Genomic DNA, 19,681 nt, shown 5'->3' on the forward strand with positions numbered 1-19,681 from the left:
TAGGAGTGAGCTTGCTCGCGATGACGCCTGTTCAGTCAGCATCGATTTTGACTGAACCACCGCGATCGCGAGCAGGGTCACTCCTACAGTTTTTGTGTTGTCTGGCAGAGCTCGATAGTTGCCGGAACCGCACTTCGCGTCCACTCTTAGGCCTTGCCGACAAGGAGCGTGCAGCATGACCGAAGACAGCAAAGTAAAAGGCCCGGCCTCGTACTTCCCCTCCATCGAGAAAAAGTACGGTCAGCCCATCGACCACTGGCTGAAACTGCTCGCCAGTGTCACCGACAAAAAGCACATGGAACTGGTGGCGTGGCTCAAGGAAGAACATGGCATGGGCCATGGGCATGCCAATGCGTTGGTGGCGCATCATTTGGCAGCGGCCAAAAAGTGAGGGCAGGGCAGTGATGAACTTCACCCACCGGCCCGTGTTGGCCGAAGACGTCAAAACCGTCTGCGGCTTTGCGCAAGGCGAGCAAGAGCTGTTCTTCATGTTCCCGAAAGCAACCTACCCGCTGACGGAAGAGCAATTGCACACGGCGATCAGCCAACGTTTTGACTCCACGGCTTTTGAGGCTGACGGCCAGATCGTCGGCTTCGCCAACTTCTACCGAGCCGAACACAACGGCATCTGCTGCATCGGCAACGTCATCGTCGCGCCCAACGCACGCGGCCAAGGCGTGGCTGGATTCATCGTCACGACCATGACCGCATTGGCGTTCGAAAAGTATCAAGCCGATGAGGTGCAGATCTCCTGCTTCAACCAAAACACCGCCGGCCTGCTGCTCTACCCGAAACTCGGCTTCGTCCCGTTCGGCATTGAAGAACGCCCCGCACCGGGCGGCGGGCGTTCAGCCCTGATCCAGATGACAAAACGCAGAACCTGAGCAACCCACCAAACCTGTGGGAGCCGGGCTTGCTCGCGATGACGTCACGCTAGGCGCCACATCAAGGTTGAAGGGCACGCAGTGTGATCGACAGTCGCGTAAATGATCTACCAACAAAGCGAACAAGCATGAACACTCTGAACGACAGGAAGCGAGCAGTAGAAGTGCAAACAGCGTGGCAGTCGCTCACTACTCATATGCTCAACGCACAATCGGTGCACCGGGTCGAGCATCTGGTATCCAGGCATCACGCTGCCACTGTGCCGCCGAGCGCAGGCGTCTACGCATTCTGGTGGATTGGACGCCGCGACCAGCTAATGAGCGCTAATCGACATATTATTTTAAAGGGGCCGGGAGGCTCTGATGTCGATGTGCATTACCACGATTGGTGGCCGACAGATGCACCATATCCGTGCTTGTACGTAGGTAAGGCAACCAATTTAAGACGTCGGATGGGGCAGCACCTTTTGCGTGCCACTGCTGGCCGCGTTCACCCACCTCTAACGAGAAACAATAAGGCAAAGCCCAAAACGTCGTCTTGCCAGTTACGATTTGGCATCGAACACGTATTTCCAAAGGAAACTGCACCTCTGGCATTGATAGACAGCAACGTCGGTTTTTCCTGGTGCGATGAGTTTTCCGACAACGCAGTCGCCGAACGTTTCTTTGCCGAAGACAGGCTTGTAGGACACCTTCGGCCGTGGTTCAACATCGACTCAGAGCGTTAATGGTTTGTGAGGCAGGGCAGCTTTTTATTGATCTTTGCCGCGGTCTCGCCTCCGTGAAACGGCTGATTCAGAGACGTTTTCAACAAGGTTTTGAGCATGTCAGACACAACATCACGCTTGATATACAGGCAGCCGCGAGAACGCGACCTGCCTGCCGTTTTTGCGATTTTCGGTGACCCGCAGACCAACCTGTTCAATCCGTCCGGCCCCATGACCCACATCGTCCAGGCCGAAGCACTGCTGGATCGCTGGCTGCAACACTGGGCAAGCCATGGTTATGGTTGGTGGGTGATCAGCAGCACACAGGCCCCTGAGTTCATCCTCGGTTTCGCGGGCATTGCGGCTCAAGACTATTTGGGCAAGCCGGTGATCAACCTCGGTTATCGCTTCGCCGTCGAAGCGTGGGGGCACGGCTATGCGACCGAGGCCGCTCAAGCGGCGCTGACCAACGCATTCGAACACCTCGGCATACCCGAAGTATTCGGTCTGGTCAGACCTGATCATGCCGCGTCGATCAAGGTTCTGGAGAAAATCGGCATGCGCCGCTTCGGACTGCTGGACGACGTGCCGGGCAAAGCACACAGCCTTGTGTTCCGCATTCAACTGAGTAATGCCTGAGCAAAACAGGTGGGTCACAACGCGTTCCTTGTGGGAGCGAGCTTGCTCGCGAAGACGCCAGTTCAGTCACCACCTCACTCGCCGAACGAAATAAACAGCAAATAGCCACTCTGTTTAAACGAAGCCTCACGCAACGACACGAGCCCTACAACGTCTTGCGCCATCGGCTACGACTACGCCAGAATCCGCCGGCTTGTGCGTCTGGAACTCCCCCCGTAACTTGATTCCCATCACTGCTCATCAGTGATCGGGTCTGCAAGCCCGCCGAAAAACCAGTCGCATAGCCCTGCCAAGGGACACTCATTTGTGTCCGCTCAATGGCGGCTTTGTGCGGGAGACCCTCGGGTCTGCCGGGTGCCTGGTTTCCCGGTCTTGCAGACCCGCGCATAGCTGCCACCCATCATCTGCAAGTGATGTTGGTAGCTCCTAGTGAAAAATCAGGAGTTTCACCATGTTCAAACCAACACCCAACCCGCCAGAAACCGACCCCGCATCCCCCTACGAATCCCCCGATTCCAAGAAATTCCACGAAGCCGCCGAACGCGCCCTCGACCACTACCTCAAACCCGCCGACAAAATCATGGCCTGCACCACCGAACCCGAGCGCATGTTCCTCGCCAACCCGAAGTACGACACCGAATCGCTGCTAGCCAACGCCAGTGAAACCCTCGGCTCCGCCAGCGAAATGCTCAACAACTTCGCCGCTACACTCAGCAACGCTCACCGAAAAAACGCGCTAGGCATCGCGCAAGTCGTGATGCTTGCCGAATTGGCAGTCAACCAAGCGCTGGATAAGGTCGAAATCTCCAAATAACCCACCCAGCAAGACGAGGGGAAACCCTCGTCACAATCCACTGTCTCAACCGGGCTGGCACACGGCCACGCCTTGCGCCCCATAGCCTCGGCTGTCACCCTTCGGGCCGTTCTCAAGGATCAGAACAAGGAATCAAGGATTGAGCGGCTACGTCCCCAACCCCCCGAAAAACCGTCGCTACGAAGAAGCCAAACCCGTCGATATCCACGTCCAGCACTGGGCGGAATACGAAAAACACGGCAAAGAACCCGCACCCGCGCCTGAGAAAATCGGCATCGCGCTGCGGATTGGGGTTTTCTTTGATGGCACAGGTAACAACGCGAACAACGCCGCCGCTGGTTTGATATGTGGTGCGCATCATCCGATTGCACCCAACGACATCGATGCCAGCTGCAAGCCGTATATGAGCGATCCGGACAGCAGTTACGGTAATGACGTCAGTAATGTGAAAAGGCTGAGTGATCTGTATGAGGCCCCTCGAGCGGCTGAAGGTGAAGGCTTACGGAAGAAAGCCTTCGGTATGGTGTATGTCGAGGGTATTGGCACCCGATCAGGCGAAATAGACAGCACTCTCGGAGCTGGCGCCGGACGGGGCGAGACAAGTGTCGCCGGGCGTGTTCCCACCGACACATCACCTGAGGTGAGCATCGGTGCTGTCCGTTTACTAAATATGCTCAGATCTCTTCGGTATTGATGGATACAGTGATATTGAAGAATTTTATTTCTGACCACGAATTACGTTTGTTCACCGGCGTCTCCTCTGATCCCATGCCGAGCAGATACCATCGCTGCGTTTTTTTATCGCGATAAGAATAAAATGTTGAGTCCCAGCCGCAGCAGATAAACCGGAGCATCGGAAGGTTGAAAGTCCGGTTCATGTATTTTTCCGCCTCAAGGGCGTCTGAGCCTTTTACTCGGTACCGAGCAATGAGAGGCTTTCCCTGTTCATCATTGTTTTGAGTGCATTCCACGTACTCTACAAAAACAGGCTTGTCGCTTAGTTTTGCCAGAAAGTCATCGCATCGAGGTTTAGCCATCGCGCAGCTGGCAAGCATTGATAAACTTATCAAAAAAAGTAAGGAGGTTAGTCTGTTCATTTATTTTTCCACGATAAGTTTGCCAATGTATTTCCCTCTGCCTTCTTTCATACGCTTATCAATTAAGTAGTCGTGGTGAACTGTATGTGGTACCCCGTGGCGTTGAACATCGGACGGCTGCTAAAGGTGAAGCTAAACTGATGATGATCGAGCCACGAGGTATTTTGAACACCGGGCATGAAGATGGCGAAAGAACGGCCTTGAACGACGTCTGGATATAATCCAACGCCATCCTGTGCAATGTCTACGCTGAGTTGGAAATAGTTGACCTTGACCGGCAGCTATCGGCCAAAAGCGGTCACATCCAGACCTGTCTATCTACGCTAAAAACACATGTTATTGGAATGCTTTATATATTGACCACAAACTCGTTGTCTCGAAGCTGATGAGCCTTTGACCAATTGAGGCCTTTAGTCCAACTAGCGAACTGCATTCGGTCAAAGTCATTCTTGGGATAATCAGCTCGGAATACCTCATACCCAATCCAGTTGAACGACACGAAATTCTTCGCCTGGCGTGCTGCTTCGACTACATTGACCGTTGCCTCAAGGCTTCCCCGCTGCTTATGCCCTACGGAGGCTTGCACGCCACCTGGCGTCGTAGCAGGAACGGTTCTGGCTTACGGAGCAATATGCCGCAGGCTGAGACAGAATCACCGCAAGATCAAGGTCTTTCCATTGAGGCGCGAGATCCGGGATTGTATGAATTCCTCCTCGTGCTTTATCGGTAGCAGCTTTGGCCAGTGATGGGGCAAGCGCTACCCAAGCAGCCCCTAGCAAGGCGTCACGGCGTGAGAGTTTATAGCCTTCCTCGCCCTAAGTCATTGATGGATAAAACTTGTCTTCGTTAGTCAGATCAAGGCAGGGCAGGGCAGTCTTAGCCATTGCTAGCCAGCAATGGAAAGTGATTTCGAAACATTTTCGACAGTTAGACTTGACATTTTTCCGCCTGCCTTCTTAACTCCTGTGATGCCGCATTGGCATTACTCCATTTTTCTACGGCTGACTATTCTCGCTTGAGTTCCACTCAAGTGCCTACTTTGCAACAAGGATGTTATTCAAGCTAAATGAATAAATATACCAACCCAACTCTGCCGCCTATTTATATCCGGGCAGTACGAGTGATTTAAGTCGCCCCAAAAAACCAGGCTAACATAAGAGGAAATAAAATATGAGCGACAAAAAAATAGAGGAAAGCTCTGCAGCAGCAGAGGCCAAGCAAAAGACAATACAGGAACTCAGGGAGTTTGAATTAAAGAAAAAAGAAGCCGACTCAGCCTTACAAGAAAAACTAGCAAGATTTGCAAACGATTTACCAGAAACAGAGAGGGCATCTCTCAACGAGCTGTTGGGTATTGAAGAAAATCAAACCATAGATGACAGCGAAAACTACCCAGAAATCACTGTGTTTCTTAAACCTCAGCAGGCACATTTTGGAGAAGAGATATCAATTCTTATAAAGCCACAGCAAACACAGACACCTAAAGATGTGATCGTTTTCCTGAAGCCTCAGCAAGCCCATTCCGGAACCCAAATCACTGTTAGGTACAGCAATCAACAGGAAGAGGAAAAAATTTATCTAAAACCACAGCAGGCGCACAGCCTATATTCTGATGTCCATTTAAAGCCACAACAATCTCACACTACGGAAGCCGACGTTCATCTAAAGCCACAACAATCTCACACTGCTGAAGCCGACGTTCATCTAAAACCGCAACAATCGCACACTACTGAAGCCGACGTTCATCTGAAACCACAACAGTCGCACAGTACGAAAGACAACAACTAAAGCCATGAACACGGAAAATATAGAAGCTCCCAAACACAGCGACCCACTATCAGAATTCGTCTGCACCCTAACAATCGACGAGAAGAGAGTTCTAAAAGGAAAACTTAGTAAAACCATCCCCTTATATTTCGACAACAACAATAATCTGAGTTTTTCTGAAAAATTTTCAGAAAAAAACTTCAACCATCTGGCCGCAACACTAAGAGCAATCTCCCCTAATTGTAGATCTATCCCTAGAAATGGAGTTATTTTCAGAGGCTTTCCAGACTGGTTGAAAGGCAACACCCTGCTCAACCTGCAAAGAGAATCAGAAACTAGGAGGCTAGAACCTCTAGATAGAATAGATCATTACTTGGGATGCGGGGGTAGGTACGCAGATCAACTATCCGTTGATGAATCGCTAATTAAATTTGTCGAGCAAAAAGTCAGAGAAAAAATAAAAGCCACAGGAGTAGCCAGCTACCTGTATTACGACAAACCCGGACTTGGAATTAAGCCTCATGTGGATACAGATGTGTTCTCGATAAACATGATGCTAATGCTGAAACATGACTGCAAGGACAATGAAAGTAGAAGCGCAACTTTAATCTTCCCAGAAAGCAGCGCAACGGAGAGCCATCGACTCGACATTGGAGAGGTTATGCTAATGTATGGCGGCGCGGTAATTCACTCGCGATCTATTATTATAGAGGATGAAAACGTATGCCTACTTACAATCGGATTCAATATTTGCGATAAAGAAATCAGCTCATGAATAAAAATGCCACTGAGAGAGCATGCCTAATTCGATCATTTGCAAGGCAATTAAATGATAATGAAATAGACGCCCTAAAGTACAGGATCTCTTTAGAGGCAGCTAAAATTATATCGGACGATGGCGTGATTGACCAAAAAAACACCGCCAGATTCAATTTGCTACTAGAAAGCTTAGTGGAGATTCATAGCTACAAAGATCGTATACCTGAATATGGCCTCGCATATAAAGGACGCCCTAATTTCATGAGCGAACGCTTTCTCGATAAGCTTCTCTTGGAATCAGAGCAATTCCAGCCGAATTCCTATAAAAATCTAGATCAATACATTTACCAAGTTGAAACCCCAAAAGGCAATACGCACGCAGAAAAGCTCGCCACTTCAGAAGAACTCTATCAACTTGTCACCAAATATGCAGGAGCCTCGCTTCAAAGCTTCGTCACCAATTATTTATACTATAACAAGAAAGGCCAACATAGCCGCCCACATGTTGATAATGCATTCACCAGCATTACCGCCATGGTCGGCCTAAAGCAGACACCCAAAGCCGGCAATAAATGCAATCTATCATCGAGCTTTATTTATTGGCCAAACAAACCCCGATTTAATTATCAACTGAAGCCGGGAGAGATAGCGATATTCTTCGGGGCAGCTGTACTCCACGGAAGAACCAAGATTGGCGAAAGTGAGGAAACATCCTCCTTATTAATCAGTTTTCGCCCGAGCGAGGTATAGCGTCATGAACATGGAAATATTTGAAAAATCACTAGCGATAAAAAATTATATCTTAGAGCCAATAACCGAAAAACATGCCGACTTACTTTTTCAAGACCTACAAGCGGAAGAGCTCTACACCTACATCCCACAATCCCCCCCAAAATCAATATCTGATTTAAGAAAAAAATACTTGAAATGGTCTCAGAGAAAGTCCCCCTCTGAAGATGAAGTCTGGCTAAATTATGCAATTTTCGACACAAATTTAAATCGCTATGTTGGCACCATTCAGGCAACAATCCAGCATGGCGGGCACAACTATATTGCCTATGAAGTTTTCCCAGAATACCAAAGAAGAAAAATAGCAACAGATACCATTTCGCTACTAATAGAGTTCATGAGTATAAATTTTACGGCATCCGTAATCACTGCGCACGTTGACACAAGGAATATAAAATCCTACAAATTCCTAGAAAGCCTTGGGTTTGAGAGGAAAGACTTCATTAAAGATGCTGACTATTTTGACGGGTGCACTAGCGATGAATATGTTTATGAATATTCAGCGCATAGCAAATAAAGCCAGCCGCCGCCGATAAAGCTCTAGGAGTGCGCCTTCTATTGAAAGCGCGCTATTCATGACTGTTGCCTGAATCACTTGGGGCTACTACTCGGTTTTGGGAAAGCGGTCAGCAAATCCCGCTCGGGATACAGCAGGGAACTTCGTGCGCAGTCTGCCATTGATAGCAATTGCCACTGCTATTGAGCTGACACAAGGGAATCAGCACATGACCCAGACTGGGTTTTCTACGCCGTGGCGTCTGGTGTTCTGGCTTCTGGAGCAGGCTATGTGGTGTGGTAAGCGGTTGTGAAACGGCCTCAAGCTCAGACAGCTGCCACCCTACAGCTCAGTGTTCCGGTGCAGGCATCAGTTGCGGGAGTGATACTGCTGACGAACCACTCACGACTCGCATTGTGATAGCGTCACTGATCGTTCTAGGAGGAGTTGCTCTGGCCCTGTTTGGTACAAAACGTTAAGGCAGAGGGAGTATTTACTTGTCTGTCCGCTATTGGCCGAAAGCTGAAGGAGGAGAAGGGCTGCTAGTGTGGTCGTCTCTTACGTTAGACGGCAATCGGTCGGTCACTGTTATCATTGCGTCATACTTTCGGATGCCAGCCGGGTCAGATATGCAAAGTCAAGTAACGCTCCACGCAATGAAAGAGTTAGCCCTTGACTTTAACGCTGCCGTGGACTGGGTTGCGTCAGTAGGATTTCCCATCGCGCGCGGTAGAATCGCTGAGTACCGGAAGATACTAACCAAAGTGGCCGATCGTTTCGAAGTCCATCGCTGGGATGACTTTGCAGACCAAGAGTATGCAAAGCAGGTTTGCACGGTGCTGCTGGAGATACGAGAGTTGGTGTCGATCCATCGTGGTCTATCAGACATTAGCGATCCTACCGACTTGCATGCAATGCGTCATTTTCTGAAAGGCCCCTTCAGTCCCACCGATGAGTCTGTAAACAATTCATCTAACCGGCCAAGGAACATAGGTTTCGAGCTTTATCTCACTGCCCTTTTCGCCTACGCGAAGATGATGCCTATCTATGGAACGGATGCCGATCTGTGCTTTAAGCACAACGACCACACCTTCTTCGTCGAAGCCAAAAGACCGATGTTCTTTCACTCCATAAACGCAGCGATCAAAGATGCCAACAAGCAGCTTACACGGAGGCTGGAAGGCACCAAAAGCACCATGGCTAGAGGGCTAATCGCGCTAGACCTTTCCAAAATAATCAATCCGCGCGATAAGGTGATGCCAGTCAGGGATACCCATCATCTCGATCAGCTAATGAATGGCGAAACTCAGCTCCAGATAGATGCGCTTGCGCGTTACTGGCACAAGGGTAGGAACAGTAAGACTGTTGGCGTATTGCTGCATTTCAGATTGCTGACGCAATTTGGCCCCAACGGTGACCTAAATACCGTACGGTGGATTAGCTTTGTGCAATTCAGCAATGATGATGCGCTCTCCGGTCTATACACAAAGCTTCAGGATGTCATTCGGCATATCTGCTAGATCTAAATAATAGTGCTTGGGCAGACATGATCGACTGGCCGCTTTTGGCCGATAGCAGTCCTTTATGAGTGGCTGCTTATTATGGGCTGAGTCTGGCCCGTCCTTGATTTCGCACCTTTTCAACCTTTGCCAGATCTACTGAGTCTCTACGGGCGTCATCCCGCAATGATGTTGAACGCGGTAGCTGCCAACACCTCCCCATTAACCATCACTCTCACCCCATGCCCCCCAACAAAATGCTTCCGCGTCGTAAAATCCTTAATCACCTGCCTCCGTCCCACAATCACACTCTCAAACCCCGCCAACACCACCGTCTTCAACTTGAAAACCTTCCCCGAAACCCCGCCATTCGCCTTCACATAGTCAATCGCATAATCAATCACCAACCTTTGCTCTTCAGCCACGGTCGACTTCACCACAAACGACAACGTAATCGCTTCCCCAAGCCTCACCACCGCCGGTTCAACCTTCACATCCAGCAACTCAACCTCAGGCTTCCCGCCAGCGCCAATCACCGTCAGCGCCCGCAAATCCCCTTGTTTTATCAAGCTGCGCAACGCATGTTTCGCAATCCACGCCGTGTGTTTGTTCTCCAGCGACCAACCTTCAATCGTGTCGAGCACCCACTCCGGATGCACCTTGGTCACGTCATTCAAATGATTCGCCACGGACTTGCGCACGTACAAACTCTCATCCGCTTTCAACCGATCCAGTATCCCTGCGGCCAATTGCGGGTCAGCCTGCACTGCTTCCAGCCGAAACGACCATGGCAGGCGAGGGCGGCTGCCTTCGCTGGCGAGTCGGCGGACGTGGTGGTTTTCGTCTTGGGTCCAGTCGTGCATTTGTTCCAGCGAGCGTTCCAGGTCGCTGCGCAGAAAGTGGCGGATGGCGAATTCGGAGGAGCCGAAGGTAGTGAAGTATTTCAGGGCGTCCATGGAGGTATCGAAGGCGTGCGCGCCGTAACTGGCGACGTAGTGCGGCAGGCACATGCTGACGAATCCGCTGTCCAGTCGTGGGGCGAGTTCGCGCAGGACTTCGAGGGAGTCTTCGTAGTCCAGCGGCAGCACGGCATGTAGGCTCTCAGTCACCCGCGCCATCCGCTGCATCACCGACAACTCAGCCAGCCCATCATTGGCATGCTTCAAAAACGCCTTGGCCTTAAACGCCGGGTACACGGCGCTCATTTCTGTCGCGATGTGTTGCAAACGCTCAGCGTTAAAGATCTCTTTCAGTGCCGGTGCCGCGGTTTCAGGTGCGCTCATGATCAGGTCATCGGCGTGCTGACGAACGCTTCAAGCGTTTCAGCGTAGGCGGTGTATCGGGCGATGTGCGGATAGCGCGCCACATCTATTTGGTCGGGGACGACGAGGTCGGTGAAGCTCCAGGCGACGGCGAGGCTGATGCCGGCCTGGCTCAGGGTGCCGTCGGTGGGCAGGCCGTGTTTTTCGAGCTCGTGTTCAAGGGCGGTGAAGGCGGCGGCGAGTTGGCCTTCGACGCGTTCGATCCACGGTTGATATTGATTGTCGGCCGGGCGCAGGTTGCGTTCGTAGTAGAGCTGCACGGCTTTTTCGCAGGCGGCGAGGCTGAGGCCGATCAGGCGCAGGGCGTGGGCGCGCTGGCTCAACTCTTTCGGCAGAAGGCTTTTGCCCGCGACGGTTTCGAGGTAGTCGAGAATGAGGGTCGAGTCCATGAGGACGACGCCGTCGTCGAGGATCAGTGTGGGGGCCTTGACCACCGGGTTGATCTGCTGGAATTGCTCGAAGTGGCGGAACACCGAGACTGACTCGTGTTCGAGGTCGATGTCCAGGCGTTTGGCGGAGATCGCCACGCGGCGCACGTAAGGTGAGTCGAGCATTCCGATCAGTTTCATGTGCAACTCCTTGGCGTGACTGATTGCTACCGTCGATGGGTGACGAATGTAGCGGGAAAGGTTGTCGATTGACTACTGCTCGGCACTGCCGGTCTTCCCGGCACAAGCTGTAACGGTCATGAAACACCCGAAAATAAAGGGCCAAACCGGCCTTGCCAGTTGCGCCAGTGAATCTATAGTCAAAGTGCCAGCACCGACCAGGGATGGAACAGTTAAGCGAGCTCAGACCCTCTGATTCAGTACTCGTTTGTATTACTCCCTTGTAGTCCATGATCCCGAAATCGTTGAGGCGCCGACCTGTGCGCATTCAATGCGTCAGGTCGTGCTTTCGATACTGCAGGGAGGGTGATCGCATGAAAGCTTCTAAGCATTTGATGTTTTGTCTGATGGGGGCGGGGTTGGCGGGGTGTGGGAGTTCGAAGCCGGCTCCTGGAGTTGTGGCGGAGAATTGGACAACGAATACAGAACAGCTCGGGATTAAAGCGATTTATCCCCCACGGACTAACGTAGAGGTAGGGGATTTGTTCATTGCACGAGCAGTAAAAGTCGGTGAAAAAATTTCGACGGCTGACTATGTGTTGGCCTCAACAAAATTCGATTACATCAACATAGATGCGGCGATTGTCGAATCTCGGCCCAGGCACAGTTTCCAGTCGATGGCTACTTACGATGATGGGTCGGGCAGCGGTGCGGTAACGACTCGCGCCTTGATCCCTATGACGATAAACCAAAAACAAGTTAACAGTCTGGTGGCGTTTCCGGGACTCACATTTGCTTCTCTGGCGGAGAGTGATATAGGAGTCAACGTGACTAGCAGCGCGATTGGGGCCGCTTTGGGATTTGGGCGGCGCTCCAAGTACAGTGTTTCTTATTCGGTACCGAGTGCTGAAACTTACGGTGCGATGTATCTCCCTGCCAGAAAATTGTTCGATGCGGAGACCGCCAAACGCTATACCGAAGATGATCTACAAAGAATGCGCGACGCTGCCGATCAATTGCAGGCTGCACAGGTCAACAAAACTAATGCTACCTCGCCAGTTTTGGTATTTGTCACTGATGTGTTTATGACCAGGGCACTGGATGTAATGGTGTCGTCTGAAGACGGTATGAGTGGTACGTTTTCCGCCGTCACATTGTCGATGGTGGAGTTGAGTGAGAAGAAAAAATCTCTTCAAGCGCAACTTGGAAAATTGACTGGCCAAAAGCCTGAAGAGCAACCCGCTGCTGAGGAACCAGCCAAGCCTAAGCCAGAAGAACCGAAACCTGCGGTAGCCGGGGCTCAGCCCAAAGTGGAGAACGCAGCGCAATCGGGCGGCGGGAAGGCGTCAGAAATTGCCCGCATCAACGCCGAGTTGGTTCAGGTAAATGAGCAACTGAGGACGAAGGTAAGTCAGATCGTTCCCGACATGCCGGGCGTCACGGGTTCAGTCGTCAAATCATCAGCACTGGGAATCACGTTGCGACAAGCGTTTGCCGAACCCGTAGTGATTGGTTATCGGGGCATACACTTCAACATTGCCGCAATGTCCGTTACAAAACCCCCACAGACGGATAACGGCAGTGTGACCGGGCCATTGCAGTTTCCGGGAATAATGCTCAAATCGTCGAAGAAGGAGTAGCTAGTCGGTGGCGAGTACCAGGTATTCGCCACAATCCTTTATTCGTCGAATCCGGCTTGTTCGTGAATCTCATCGACATTCAATTCCAGCCGATAGGCCACGGCCACGAACAACGCCTGGCACAGGCACAACGTCGCGCTCAGCGAGCGAAAGGCGAGGGCGCTGCCTTCATTCACCAGCAACACGCTGTTCGCTCGTTTGGCCAGTGGCGAGAGGTGGCTGTCGGTGATGATCAGGGGGTTGGCCTGTTGCTGGCGGACGTAGCGCAGGCAGTGTTGGGTTTCCTTGGCGTAGGGGGTGAAGCTGATGGCGATGACCAGATCGCCCGCGCGGACGCTACGCATCTGCTCGCGATAGCTACCGCAAAGCCCGGAACCAGGTGAATACGCTTCTGCGTGTGTTGCAAGTTGTAAACGAGGTAGTCGGCGACGGCGAAGGAGCGGCGCACGCCGACGACATAGATGTTGTCAGCGTTGGTGATCAGGTCGACGCGAAGGCAATGTCGTCGAGTTCGCGGCCCAGGCGTTCGATGCCGGCGCGGGTGGCGTCGATACGTTCGCGGGCGAGGTCGCCGTCGCTGGCTTGCTGCGACTGGTCGGCGATCATGTTGCGGATACGTTGCTGGTAGTTCTGCACCGGCGAGGCTTTGTGGGTGTAGGCGGTGCGGAACAGTGCCTGCATTTCACTGAAGCCGCTGAAACCGAAGCGCTGCGAGAAACGCACGATGGCGGACGGGTGCACTTCGCACTCGCGGGCGATGTCGCTGATGCGGTCGACCATGATCCGGTCACTCTGCTGGCTCATGTAGGTGGCGATGCGTTTGAGTTGGCGCGGCAGGGCTTCGTATTCTTCGGTGATCAGTTGCAGCAGACGCTCGGCATTGATCGGGGGGCTGGCGAGGGTGGGCTCGTCGGAGGCCGGCAGATCGGGGCTTGGCATAAGTCATCCTTTGGGCGCAGCGTGCTGGTTTGGCCTGATATTAGTGGGGCTTTGCCGGGTCTGCTTTGCTGAAACGATGCACTGGCGCATGAAAAAAAGGCGATCTGATACTGTTCTGTTAGCCGTTTGTCTTCTATATACAGCCGCTCGACTGAATTTCTTGCTATAAACGCACTCCGATGACCGTTGTGAAGCTTGTGTCAGAGCAGTTTCCGGGCTTTGTCGGACAAATTCCCTGTATTTACAGTTGCTGATGCCTGAAACGGGCCTTAGACTGCCGCCCCTCGTAAATTGAGTGCCGGGTGGCGTTTGCAATAAACGATGCCTTTTCGTCGACCGGACACGGTTCGCCGGAACGCTCCCTATTTCGCCTTAATGCACGTTTTTTTATAGAGATATCAATGACAAAGGACAAGTTGCTGGCGATGCCGGCAGATGACTACATGAATGCAGAGCAACACGCTTTCTTCACTGAGCTGTTGCAGAACATGAAAGTCGAAACCCACGAGCGCATTGAGCAAAACCGTATCGCCATCGAAAGCCTGGACACCCCGGCTGACCCGGCGGACGCGGCTTCGGTTGAAGAAGAGCGCACCTGGCTGGTAAACGCGATCGATCGCGACCAGCGCATGCTGCCGCAATTGGAACAAGCCCTTGAGCGCATCAAGGAAGACAGCTTTGGCTGGTGCGACGACAGCGGCGAGGCCATTGGCCTGAAACGCCTGCTGATCAGCCCGACCACCAAGTACTGCATCGAAGCTCAAGAGCGTCACGAGCAGATCGACAAGCACCAGCGTCAGGCCTGATTCCTGAGGCGACCCGCCGATTGCGGGTCGTTCTGAAAAGATCGCAGCCTTCGGCAGCTCCTATATGGGGTTGCAGGGGCTGCGATCTTTGTTTTTGCTCGTCTGCGATATCCCGAGCCGTTCCATTGACCTGCTGCAAGACCCCACGACTAACGGACCATAGATAATGGCGTTGTAGTGGCGTTTAATGCAGTCACAATAATGAGAACAAGCGTGGGGTGTTGATATGACGAGAGACGGATCTCTGGTTGGGGCTTTGCCTGCACCAGTGCTTTTGCCAAAAAACCGCTGGGTCGCACCGACTCTGCAAAGCATCGCCCTGATGCTGTTGCTCGCCGGCATGACGCTGGGTGGATGGTCGCTTTATGTCGGCATGCCCTTGGCGGTGCTGATTGTCTGGCTGCCGCGCCTGCGCTCCCGAGCCGTCCCCGATGTAACGCCTGCCGACTCCGGTAGTGCGATTTCCGAACTCACTCGCGATCTTTCCTACACCACCAGCCATAACGCCTTGTCGGCGGCCGGGGTGGCGTTTTCGGTCAAGGAACTGGCGAGCAAACTTGAATCGCAACTCGATGCGGCAGCGCGGATTGTCAGCAATGCCGAGGTGATGATCGCCACTGAACACGCCACTTCGCAGCTCAGCCGTGAAGCGTTGGCCGCTGCCAGCGAGGCGCATCACAGCAGTGCAGCGGGGCGAACCGAATTGGTCGATTCGATCTCGCGCATGCATCAGCTCAGTCAGCGCGCCAATGCCAGCCGTGAATTGATCGAGGCCTTGAGTCTGCGCAGCGATGATATTCAGCGGGTGACGCTGGTGATTCAGTCGATTGCCAGCCAGACCAATCTGCTGGCGTTGAACGCGGCGATTGAAGCGGCGCGGGCCGGTGAGCACGGTCGCGGATTTGCAGTGGTGGCGGATGAGGTGCGCGGCTTGGCGGCGCGAACGGCGTCGGCGACGGGCGAGGTCGGCGAGATGGTCGCTGACATTCAACAGCGCACCGCCCAGGTTGTGGAGCAGATCCGCGAACTGTCCAGCGATTTGAGCAGCGGCGTCGAACAGGTCGAACACACCGGCCAGCACCTGGAGAATATCGCGCGATTGGCGGCGGGGGTGGAAAGTCAGGTCGGCGAGATCGCCCGGGGTGCGGAGACCAACCGCGAGCAACTCGACAGTCTGTTCAAAGCCATCGAGCAGATGCGCAGCGATCTGGCGGTCAGCGATCAGCAGACCCGTCGCCTCGCCGAAGCGGCGGTGCAGATGGAAGGGCAGGCGGAAACCATCAGTGAGCGTCTGGCCGAAGTCGGGCTGGATGACTATCACCAGCGCATCTATGACTTGGCGCGCGAAGGGGCGAGCCAGATTGCCGCGCGTTTCGAGGCGGATATCGAGCAAGGGCGGATCAGCCTCGACGATTTGTTCGACCGTCAGTATCAGCCGATCGCGAATACGCAACCGGCGAAATTTCAAACTCGTTTTGATCGTTACACCGATCAGGTGCTGCCGGCGATTCAGGAGCCGTTGCTGCCGCGTCATGAGGGATTGGTGTTCGCCATTGCCTGCACACAGCAGGGTTACGTGCCGACGCACAATCAGGTGTTCAGTCAGCCGTTGACCGGGGATGTGCAGGTCGATGCGGTTAACAATCGCACTAAACGCAAGTTTGCCGACCGCACCGGGATTCGCTGTGGCAGTCATCAGCAACCGGTGTTGTTGCAGACTTACACGCGCGATACCGGTGAGTTGATGCACGACTTGTCGGTGCCGATCACGATCAAGGGTCGGCACTGGGGCGGATTGCGTTTGGGCTATAAACCGGAAAGCCCGCGCTGATCGATTGTTGCGATTGATGCAATGAATCTGTGCACGGGCGTTGCTGTTTCCTCCGCGAGTAAATCATTAACATGCCTACATAGTTAGGTAGCTAATGATTTGGGGAGGTCTGCATGCAGTGCAGAGTTGATGTTGCCGTGATGATTGGCAGCGGTGTGCCCGCCGGTTTACGCGCGATGGGCCGAAGTGTTTGCTGGGTGGTTTTGCTCAATGGTGAGCGGCGCGGTACTGCGTTTGCCAGTCGCGACGAGGCCGAGGAGTGCAGGGCTGCGTGGCTCGCGCAGTTGCAGGCCGCGCCTGGTGACAGCCTGCACTGATCGAGGTTACTTGCCGTCGTGAAGGCGTACGTTCAGTTCGTCGAAGACTATTGCCCTGTCATCGTCTTTGCCAATCCACTCCTGAAGCGTTTGCTTCTGAGATTCTGACCAGAAGGGCGCATCGACTAATTTGGTGTCAGCGTCCAGTGAATGTCCATCGATGAAATCATCGATATCTGTTTCCTCTGAAGGCAGACCCAACTGATCGAACAGGGTTTTCAAGTTATAACCTTCAAGATCCATCATTTGCTCCTTCTGATGTGCGCCGGTATGGCGCAGTCGATCGCTCTCTTTATCTGAGGCAAGCACTGGCCAGGAGTTCGATTTGCATTTCGAGTGAGCGGGCGAGGGCGCACGCTTCGTTGTGATCTTCGCGGAAACCTCTTACGCGGCCGGTCGATTTTTCCTTGATGTGGAAGAAAGCGTTGCCGGCCGGTACGACTTGAAAGCGCGGAGCCATATCCTTTTGTTCGTGTTCCTGCAGATCGTTCATATCGGCGACATGCAGGATAAGGGGCGATTTGAGTCGGGCGTCAGTGGGCATGGCGAAGTGAGTCAGAGTGCACATATGAAGTCCTTTTCATCGGTTGGCCGATATTTGCAGGCCGTTTCGGGTAGTCGTAATGAGCATCGCTGCTCTAGAATCGCCAGTGCTTGGTGACGACAGGGCTTATCTAAAGCAATTTTTCGCGAGTGATATGTCGGAAAAATGCTTTTTTTCGTGAGAATTTTCCCTAAAGTTCGTAATCAGCTTTCTTTGGTCGCCGGTAAGGATTATTCCTTCGAGCTTTGGCGACATTGGCGTGAGTTTCGCGAGTGACAATCCAGTAGTCTTACGAACCTCGCGTTGAATGAGCAGTCTGCTCAGTTCGGGCTTTTATTTGTGTCATTTGGCAGTTCCATCGGCCTGGCCGTTTTTTGTCGTGCGCGTTTTCCGTGTGCGGTTTATTCAGATGTGGGGATGTTTCTTTGGCAGTCAGTAATCTCGATATGCATGCTTTGTTCGTGTTGGGTGATTTGCGTGCAAAGCTGGTCAAGCTGTTCCAATCACGTTTTGTTTACATCACCGAGCAAAACGCTGAAGGCATCTACGTTGCCGAAATCGACACTGAAAGCGCGTTGGTGGTCGATGACAAACCGGGCCTGAAGCTCAAGGTTGGCGATCATTTCAGTGCGTCGGTGTTGCCCAGCCGTGAAGGCGGCAAGATGGATATCCGTTTTCGCGAAATCAAACTGACGGTCTATGGCATCGGCGATTACGCCTTCGTCGAGACGGCGGATGGCCACGCGATCCTGTTCAAGGAAGGTCATAGCGTGGTGACCGTGTTCGCCGCCCATGCGCAGTTGCAGGAAGGTTTGACCAAGACCCTGAAAGCCGTCACCGCCAAAGCCGCGAAATGGCGCAAGGGTGAACTGGTGACTTTCAAGGCCAGCGAGTGATCGGTGGTTTGAGCCGCGCCGATTTCCATTCGCAAAACCTTGACAGTGCGCGCGATGAGGCCCGGCGGTTGTTCGCCGCGAAGGCCGAGTTACAAGGCGCCTGGCTCGGTTGGGTGGCCGCGCAGATCTACACGTTGCGCCCGGCGGAATACGCCAGCATGGTCAGACGCGAGCTGCAAAGCATGCAGGAAAAGTCTGAAACCTGACCTCGTCCAGGGTCTGGCCCTGAAAAAGCAGGAACCTCGGCTACAGTCAGTTGACTGAGTATGCAGAGGCTTGCGGTCTTCTCTCAGGCCATCCTGCCATTGCTGTGAACAGCACGAGGTGCAATGCATGAACGGATTTCGACGGTTATTGGCCGCCAGCGTGGCCACATTCGGTTTGCTGACTTCAGTGCCATCGGTCATGGCGGCACAAGCGCCGATCCATTTTGCCGACCTGAACTGGGAAAGCGGCAGCCTGATCACCGATGTCCTGCGGATCATCGTCGAGAAGGGCTACGGATTGTCGACCGACACCTTGCCTGGCACCACCATCACCCTGGAAACCGCGCTGGCCAACAATGACATTCAGGTCATCGGCGAAGAATGGGCCGGGCGCAGTCCGGTGTGGGTCAAGGCTGAGGCAGAAGGCAAGGTCGTGAGCCTGGGCGATACAGTCAAGGGCGCCACCGAAGGCTGGTGGGTGCCGGAATACGTGATCAAGGGCGACCCGGCCAAGGGCATCAAGCCGCTGGCACCGGACCTGCGCAGTGTCAGTGATTTGAAGAAATACAAAGACGTGTTCAAGGACCCGGAAAACCCGAGCAAGGGGCGTTTTCTCAACAGCCCGATCGGCTGGACGTCGGAAGTGGTCAATAAGCAGAAGCTGACCGCGTACGGATTGCAGGACGACTACACCAATTTCCGCAGTGGTTCCGGTGCAGCGCTGGACGCCGAGATCAGTTCTTCGATTCGACGGGGCAAACCGGTGCTGTTCTATTACTGGTCGCCAACACCGTTGCTGGGCAAATTCAAACTGGTGCAACTGGAAGAACCGCCGTTTGACGCCGAGGCGTGGAAGACGCTGACCGACGCCGATAATCCCAATCCGAAACCGACCCGCTCGCTGGCCTCGAAGCTGTCGATTGGTGTGTCGACGCCGTTTCAGAAGCAGTATCCGCAGATTGCCGAGTTCTTCAGCAAGGTTGATTTTCCGATCGGGCCGTTGAACAAGGCGTTGGCTGAGATGAGTGAGAAACACACCGCGCCCCGTGATGCGGCAGTGGCATTCATGAAGGCGCATCCGGATGTGTGGCAGGCGTGGTTGCCGAAGGATGTGGCGGACAAGGTTTCGGCTGATTTGAAATAGAGAGCCGCGGCCACAGGCCTCATCGCGGGCAAGCCCG

22 protein-coding genes and 3 pseudogenes are annotated in these 19,681 nt (G+C 53.3%); 19 read left to right on the forward strand and 6 right to left on the reverse strand.

Annotated features, from left to right (window positions below; translation table 11 throughout):
• Positions 1-175: 175 nt before the first annotated feature.
• The 6 genes and pseudogenes from ACA074_RS11435 to ACA074_RS11460 all read left to right on the forward strand — a co-directional run.
• The gene (locus ACA074_RS11435; protein WP_497679033.1) at positions 176-391 is read left to right on the forward strand and encodes a DUF4287 domain-containing protein; all 216 of its coding nucleotides are present in this window, start codon (positions 176-178) and stop codon (positions 389-391) included.
• 13 nt (positions 392-404) lie between these two features.
• Positions 405-884: a GNAT family N-acetyltransferase gene (locus tag ACA074_RS11440; protein WP_497679034.1), complete on the forward strand. Its 480-nt coding sequence runs from the start codon at positions 405-407 to the stop codon at positions 882-884.
• A gap of 128 nt (positions 885-1,012) precedes the next feature.
• Positions 1,013-1,612, forward strand: a complete 600-nt coding sequence (locus ACA074_RS11445) for a hypothetical protein (RefSeq protein WP_497679035.1) — start codon at positions 1,013-1,015, stop codon at positions 1,610-1,612.
• Between the two features lie 96 nt (positions 1,613-1,708).
• Entirely contained in the window at positions 1,709-2,230 is a 522-nt protein-coding gene (locus ACA074_RS11450; protein ID WP_497679036.1) for a GNAT family N-acetyltransferase, read from the forward strand.
• A 451-nt stretch (positions 2,231-2,681) separates the two neighbouring features.
• Positions 2,682-3,044, forward strand: a complete 363-nt coding sequence (locus ACA074_RS11455; RefSeq protein ID WP_497679037.1) for a DUF6124 family protein — start codon at positions 2,682-2,684, stop codon at positions 3,042-3,044.
• 139 nt (positions 3,045-3,183) lie between these two features.
• A pseudogene (locus ACA074_RS11460) lies at positions 3,184-3,663 on the forward strand (DUF2235 domain-containing protein); the annotation flags it as partial.
• A 55-nt stretch (positions 3,664-3,718) separates the two neighbouring features.
• Here ACA074_RS11460 and ACA074_RS11465 read toward each other — a convergent pair.
• Positions 3,719-4,141: a DUF4952 domain-containing protein gene (locus ACA074_RS11465; protein ID WP_497679038.1), complete on the reverse strand. Its 423-nt coding sequence runs from the start codon at positions 4,139-4,141 to the stop codon at positions 3,719-3,721.
• 74 nt (positions 4,142-4,215) lie between these two features.
• Here ACA074_RS11465 and ACA074_RS11470 point away from each other — a divergent pair.
• The 6 genes and pseudogenes from ACA074_RS11470 to ACA074_RS11495 form a co-directional block, all read left to right on the forward strand.
• Positions 4,216-4,362, forward strand: a pseudogene (locus ACA074_RS11470) (cupin domain-containing protein); the annotation flags it as partial.
• Between the two features lie 949 nt (positions 4,363-5,311).
• Positions 5,312-5,929: a hypothetical protein gene (locus ACA074_RS11475; RefSeq protein WP_497679039.1), complete on the forward strand. Its 618-nt coding sequence runs from the start codon at positions 5,312-5,314 to the stop codon at positions 5,927-5,929.
• Between the two features lie 4 nt (positions 5,930-5,933).
• A complete protein-coding gene (locus tag ACA074_RS11480; RefSeq protein WP_497679040.1) occupies positions 5,934-6,683 on the forward strand; it encodes a hypothetical protein in 750 nt (249 codons plus the stop codon).
• The gene (locus ACA074_RS11485) at positions 6,680-7,417 is read left to right on the forward strand and encodes a hypothetical protein (RefSeq protein ID WP_497679041.1); all 738 of its coding nucleotides are present in this window, start codon (positions 6,680-6,682) and stop codon (positions 7,415-7,417) included. The genes ACA074_RS11480 and ACA074_RS11485 overlap by 4 nt, the downstream gene beginning before the upstream one ends.
• 4 nt (positions 7,418-7,421) lie before the next feature.
• Entirely contained in the window at positions 7,422-7,973 is a 552-nt protein-coding gene (locus tag ACA074_RS11490; protein ID WP_497679042.1) for a GNAT family N-acetyltransferase, read from the forward strand.
• Positions 7,974-8,608: 635 nt separating this feature from the next.
• Positions 8,609-9,472: a hypothetical protein gene (locus ACA074_RS11495; RefSeq protein WP_497679043.1), complete on the forward strand. Its 864-nt coding sequence runs from the start codon at positions 8,609-8,611 to the stop codon at positions 9,470-9,472.
• Between the two features lie 155 nt (positions 9,473-9,627).
• On the opposite strand, the gene ACA074_RS11500 is transcribed toward ACA074_RS11495, so the two are convergent.
• Positions 9,628-10,734 carry a DNA alkylation repair protein gene (locus ACA074_RS11500; protein ID WP_497679044.1) on the reverse strand — a complete coding sequence of 369 codons (1,107 nt, stop codon included), beginning with the start codon at positions 10,732-10,734 and terminating at the stop codon, positions 9,628-9,630.
• A gap of 2 nt (positions 10,735-10,736) precedes the next feature.
• The gene (locus ACA074_RS11505; RefSeq protein WP_497679045.1) at positions 10,737-11,342 is read right to left on the reverse strand and encodes a glutathione S-transferase; all 606 of its coding nucleotides are present in this window, start codon (positions 11,340-11,342) and stop codon (positions 10,737-10,739) included.
• Positions 11,343-11,695: 353 nt separating this feature from the next.
• On the opposite strand from ACA074_RS11505, the gene ACA074_RS11510 reads away from it, so the two are divergent.
• Complete coding sequence (locus ACA074_RS11510; protein WP_497679046.1) at positions 11,696-12,961, forward strand: hypothetical protein; 1,266 nt, start codon at positions 11,696-11,698, stop codon at positions 12,959-12,961.
• Positions 12,962-12,999: 38 nt separating this feature from the next.
• Here ACA074_RS11510 and ACA074_RS11515 read toward each other — a convergent pair.
• Positions 13,000-13,900, reverse strand: a pseudogene (locus ACA074_RS11515) (MurR/RpiR family transcriptional regulator).
• A gap of 401 nt (positions 13,901-14,301) precedes the next feature.
• Here ACA074_RS11515 and ACA074_RS11520 point away from each other — a divergent pair.
• The 3 genes from ACA074_RS11520 to ACA074_RS11530 all read left to right on the forward strand — a co-directional run bounded on the left by ACA074_RS11520 (position 14,302) and on the right by ACA074_RS11530 (position 16,854).
• Positions 14,302-14,706, forward strand: a complete 405-nt coding sequence (locus ACA074_RS11520) for a TraR/DksA family transcriptional regulator (protein WP_003225981.1) — start codon at positions 14,302-14,304, stop codon at positions 14,704-14,706.
• A 607-nt stretch (positions 14,707-15,313) separates the two neighbouring features.
• Entirely contained in the window at positions 15,314-16,537 is a 1,224-nt protein-coding gene (locus ACA074_RS11525; protein ID WP_497679317.1) for a methyl-accepting chemotaxis protein, read from the forward strand.
• Positions 16,538-16,650: 113 nt separating this feature from the next.
• Positions 16,651-16,854: a hypothetical protein gene (locus tag ACA074_RS11530; protein WP_187681284.1), complete on the forward strand. Its 204-nt coding sequence runs from the start codon at positions 16,651-16,653 to the stop codon at positions 16,852-16,854.
• A gap of 6 nt (positions 16,855-16,860) precedes the next feature.
• Here ACA074_RS11530 and ACA074_RS11535 read toward each other — a convergent pair whose 3' ends face one another.
• Positions 16,861-17,097: a DUF2789 family protein gene (locus ACA074_RS11535; RefSeq protein WP_489880076.1), complete on the reverse strand. Its 237-nt coding sequence runs from the start codon at positions 17,095-17,097 to the stop codon at positions 16,861-16,863.
• 49 nt (positions 17,098-17,146) lie between these two features.
• Positions 17,147-17,422: a hypothetical protein gene (locus ACA074_RS11540; protein WP_497679047.1), complete on the reverse strand. Its 276-nt coding sequence runs from the start codon at positions 17,420-17,422 to the stop codon at positions 17,147-17,149.
• A gap of 422 nt (positions 17,423-17,844) precedes the next feature.
• Here ACA074_RS11540 and ACA074_RS11545 point away from each other — a divergent pair, with 422 nt between their 5' ends.
• From ACA074_RS11545 to ACA074_RS11555, 3 genes are all read left to right on the forward strand, one after another.
• Positions 17,845-18,294, forward strand: coding sequence for a hypothetical protein (locus ACA074_RS11545; protein WP_187681289.1), 450 nt, complete (start codon positions 17,845-17,847; stop codon positions 18,292-18,294).
• An 8-nt stretch (positions 18,295-18,302) separates the two neighbouring features.
• On the forward strand, positions 18,303-18,500 hold the full coding sequence (locus ACA074_RS11550; RefSeq protein ID WP_401265437.1) for a hypothetical protein: 198 nt from the start codon (positions 18,303-18,305) through the stop codon (positions 18,498-18,500).
• Positions 18,501-18,627: 127 nt separating this feature from the next.
• The gene (locus ACA074_RS11555; protein ID WP_497617710.1) at positions 18,628-19,644 is read left to right on the forward strand and encodes an ABC transporter substrate-binding protein; all 1,017 of its coding nucleotides are present in this window, start codon (positions 18,628-18,630) and stop codon (positions 19,642-19,644) included.
• Positions 19,645-19,681 lie beyond the last annotated feature (37 nt).

It is taken from the genome of Pseudomonas sp. LBUM1655 (assembly GCF_059716085.1).

What these genes read in the sequence shown, in the direction of transcription:
- ACA074_RS11485 (WP_497679041.1), top strand. Translation starts at nt 6,680, where the DNA reads ATGAATAAAAATGCCACTGAGAGAGCATGCCTAATTCGATCATTTGCA.
- ACA074_RS11490 (WP_497679042.1), top strand. Translation starts at nt 7,422, where the DNA reads ATGAACATGGAAATATTTGAAAAATCACTAGCGATAAAAAATTATATC.
- ACA074_RS11505 (WP_497679045.1), bottom strand. Translation starts at nt 11,342, where the DNA reads ATGAAACTGATCGGAATGCTCGACTCACCTTACGTGCGCCGCGTGGCG.
- ACA074_RS11530 (WP_187681284.1), top strand. Translation starts at nt 16,651, where the DNA reads ATGCAGTGCAGAGTTGATGTTGCCGTGATGATTGGCAGCGGTGTGCCC.
- ACA074_RS11445 (WP_497679035.1), top strand. Translation starts at nt 1,013, where the DNA reads ATGAACACTCTGAACGACAGGAAGCGAGCAGTAGAAGTGCAAACAGCG.
- ACA074_RS11510 (WP_497679046.1), top strand. Translation starts at nt 11,696, where the DNA reads ATGAAAGCTTCTAAGCATTTGATGTTTTGTCTGATGGGGGCGGGGTTG.
- ACA074_RS11440 (WP_497679034.1), top strand. Translation starts at nt 405, where the DNA reads ATGAACTTCACCCACCGGCCCGTGTTGGCCGAAGACGTCAAAACCGTC.
- ACA074_RS11500 (WP_497679044.1), bottom strand. Translation starts at nt 10,734, where the DNA reads ATGAGCGCACCTGAAACCGCGGCACCGGCACTGAAAGAGATCTTTAAC.
- ACA074_RS11450 (WP_497679036.1), top strand. Translation starts at nt 1,709, where the DNA reads ATGTCAGACACAACATCACGCTTGATATACAGGCAGCCGCGAGAACGC.
- ACA074_RS11465 (WP_497679038.1), bottom strand. Translation starts at nt 4,141, where the DNA reads ATGAACAGACTAACCTCCTTACTTTTTTTGATAAGTTTATCAATGCTT.
- ACA074_RS11475 (WP_497679039.1), top strand. Translation starts at nt 5,312, where the DNA reads ATGAGCGACAAAAAAATAGAGGAAAGCTCTGCAGCAGCAGAGGCCAAG.
- ACA074_RS11525 (WP_497679317.1), top strand. Translation starts at nt 15,314, where the DNA reads ATGATCGCCACTGAACACGCCACTTCGCAGCTCAGCCGTGAAGCGTTG.
- ACA074_RS11540 (WP_497679047.1), bottom strand. Translation starts at nt 17,422, where the DNA reads ATGTGCACTCTGACTCACTTCGCCATGCCCACTGACGCCCGACTCAAA.
- ACA074_RS11435 (WP_497679033.1), top strand. Translation starts at nt 176, where the DNA reads ATGACCGAAGACAGCAAAGTAAAAGGCCCGGCCTCGTACTTCCCCTCC.
- ACA074_RS11555 (WP_497617710.1), top strand. Translation starts at nt 18,628, where the DNA reads ATGAACGGATTTCGACGGTTATTGGCCGCCAGCGTGGCCACATTCGGT.
- ACA074_RS11495 (WP_497679043.1), top strand. Translation starts at nt 8,609, where the DNA reads ATGAAAGAGTTAGCCCTTGACTTTAACGCTGCCGTGGACTGGGTTGCG.
- ACA074_RS11545 (WP_187681289.1), top strand. Translation starts at nt 17,845, where the DNA reads ATGCATGCTTTGTTCGTGTTGGGTGATTTGCGTGCAAAGCTGGTCAAG.
- ACA074_RS11480 (WP_497679040.1), top strand. Translation starts at nt 5,934, where the DNA reads ATGAACACGGAAAATATAGAAGCTCCCAAACACAGCGACCCACTATCA.
- ACA074_RS11535 (WP_489880076.1), bottom strand. Translation starts at nt 17,097, where the DNA reads ATGGATCTTGAAGGTTATAACTTGAAAACCCTGTTCGATCAGTTGGGT.
- ACA074_RS11455 (WP_497679037.1), top strand. Translation starts at nt 2,682, where the DNA reads ATGTTCAAACCAACACCCAACCCGCCAGAAACCGACCCCGCATCCCCC.
- ACA074_RS11520 (WP_003225981.1), top strand. Translation starts at nt 14,302, where the DNA reads ATGACAAAGGACAAGTTGCTGGCGATGCCGGCAGATGACTACATGAAT.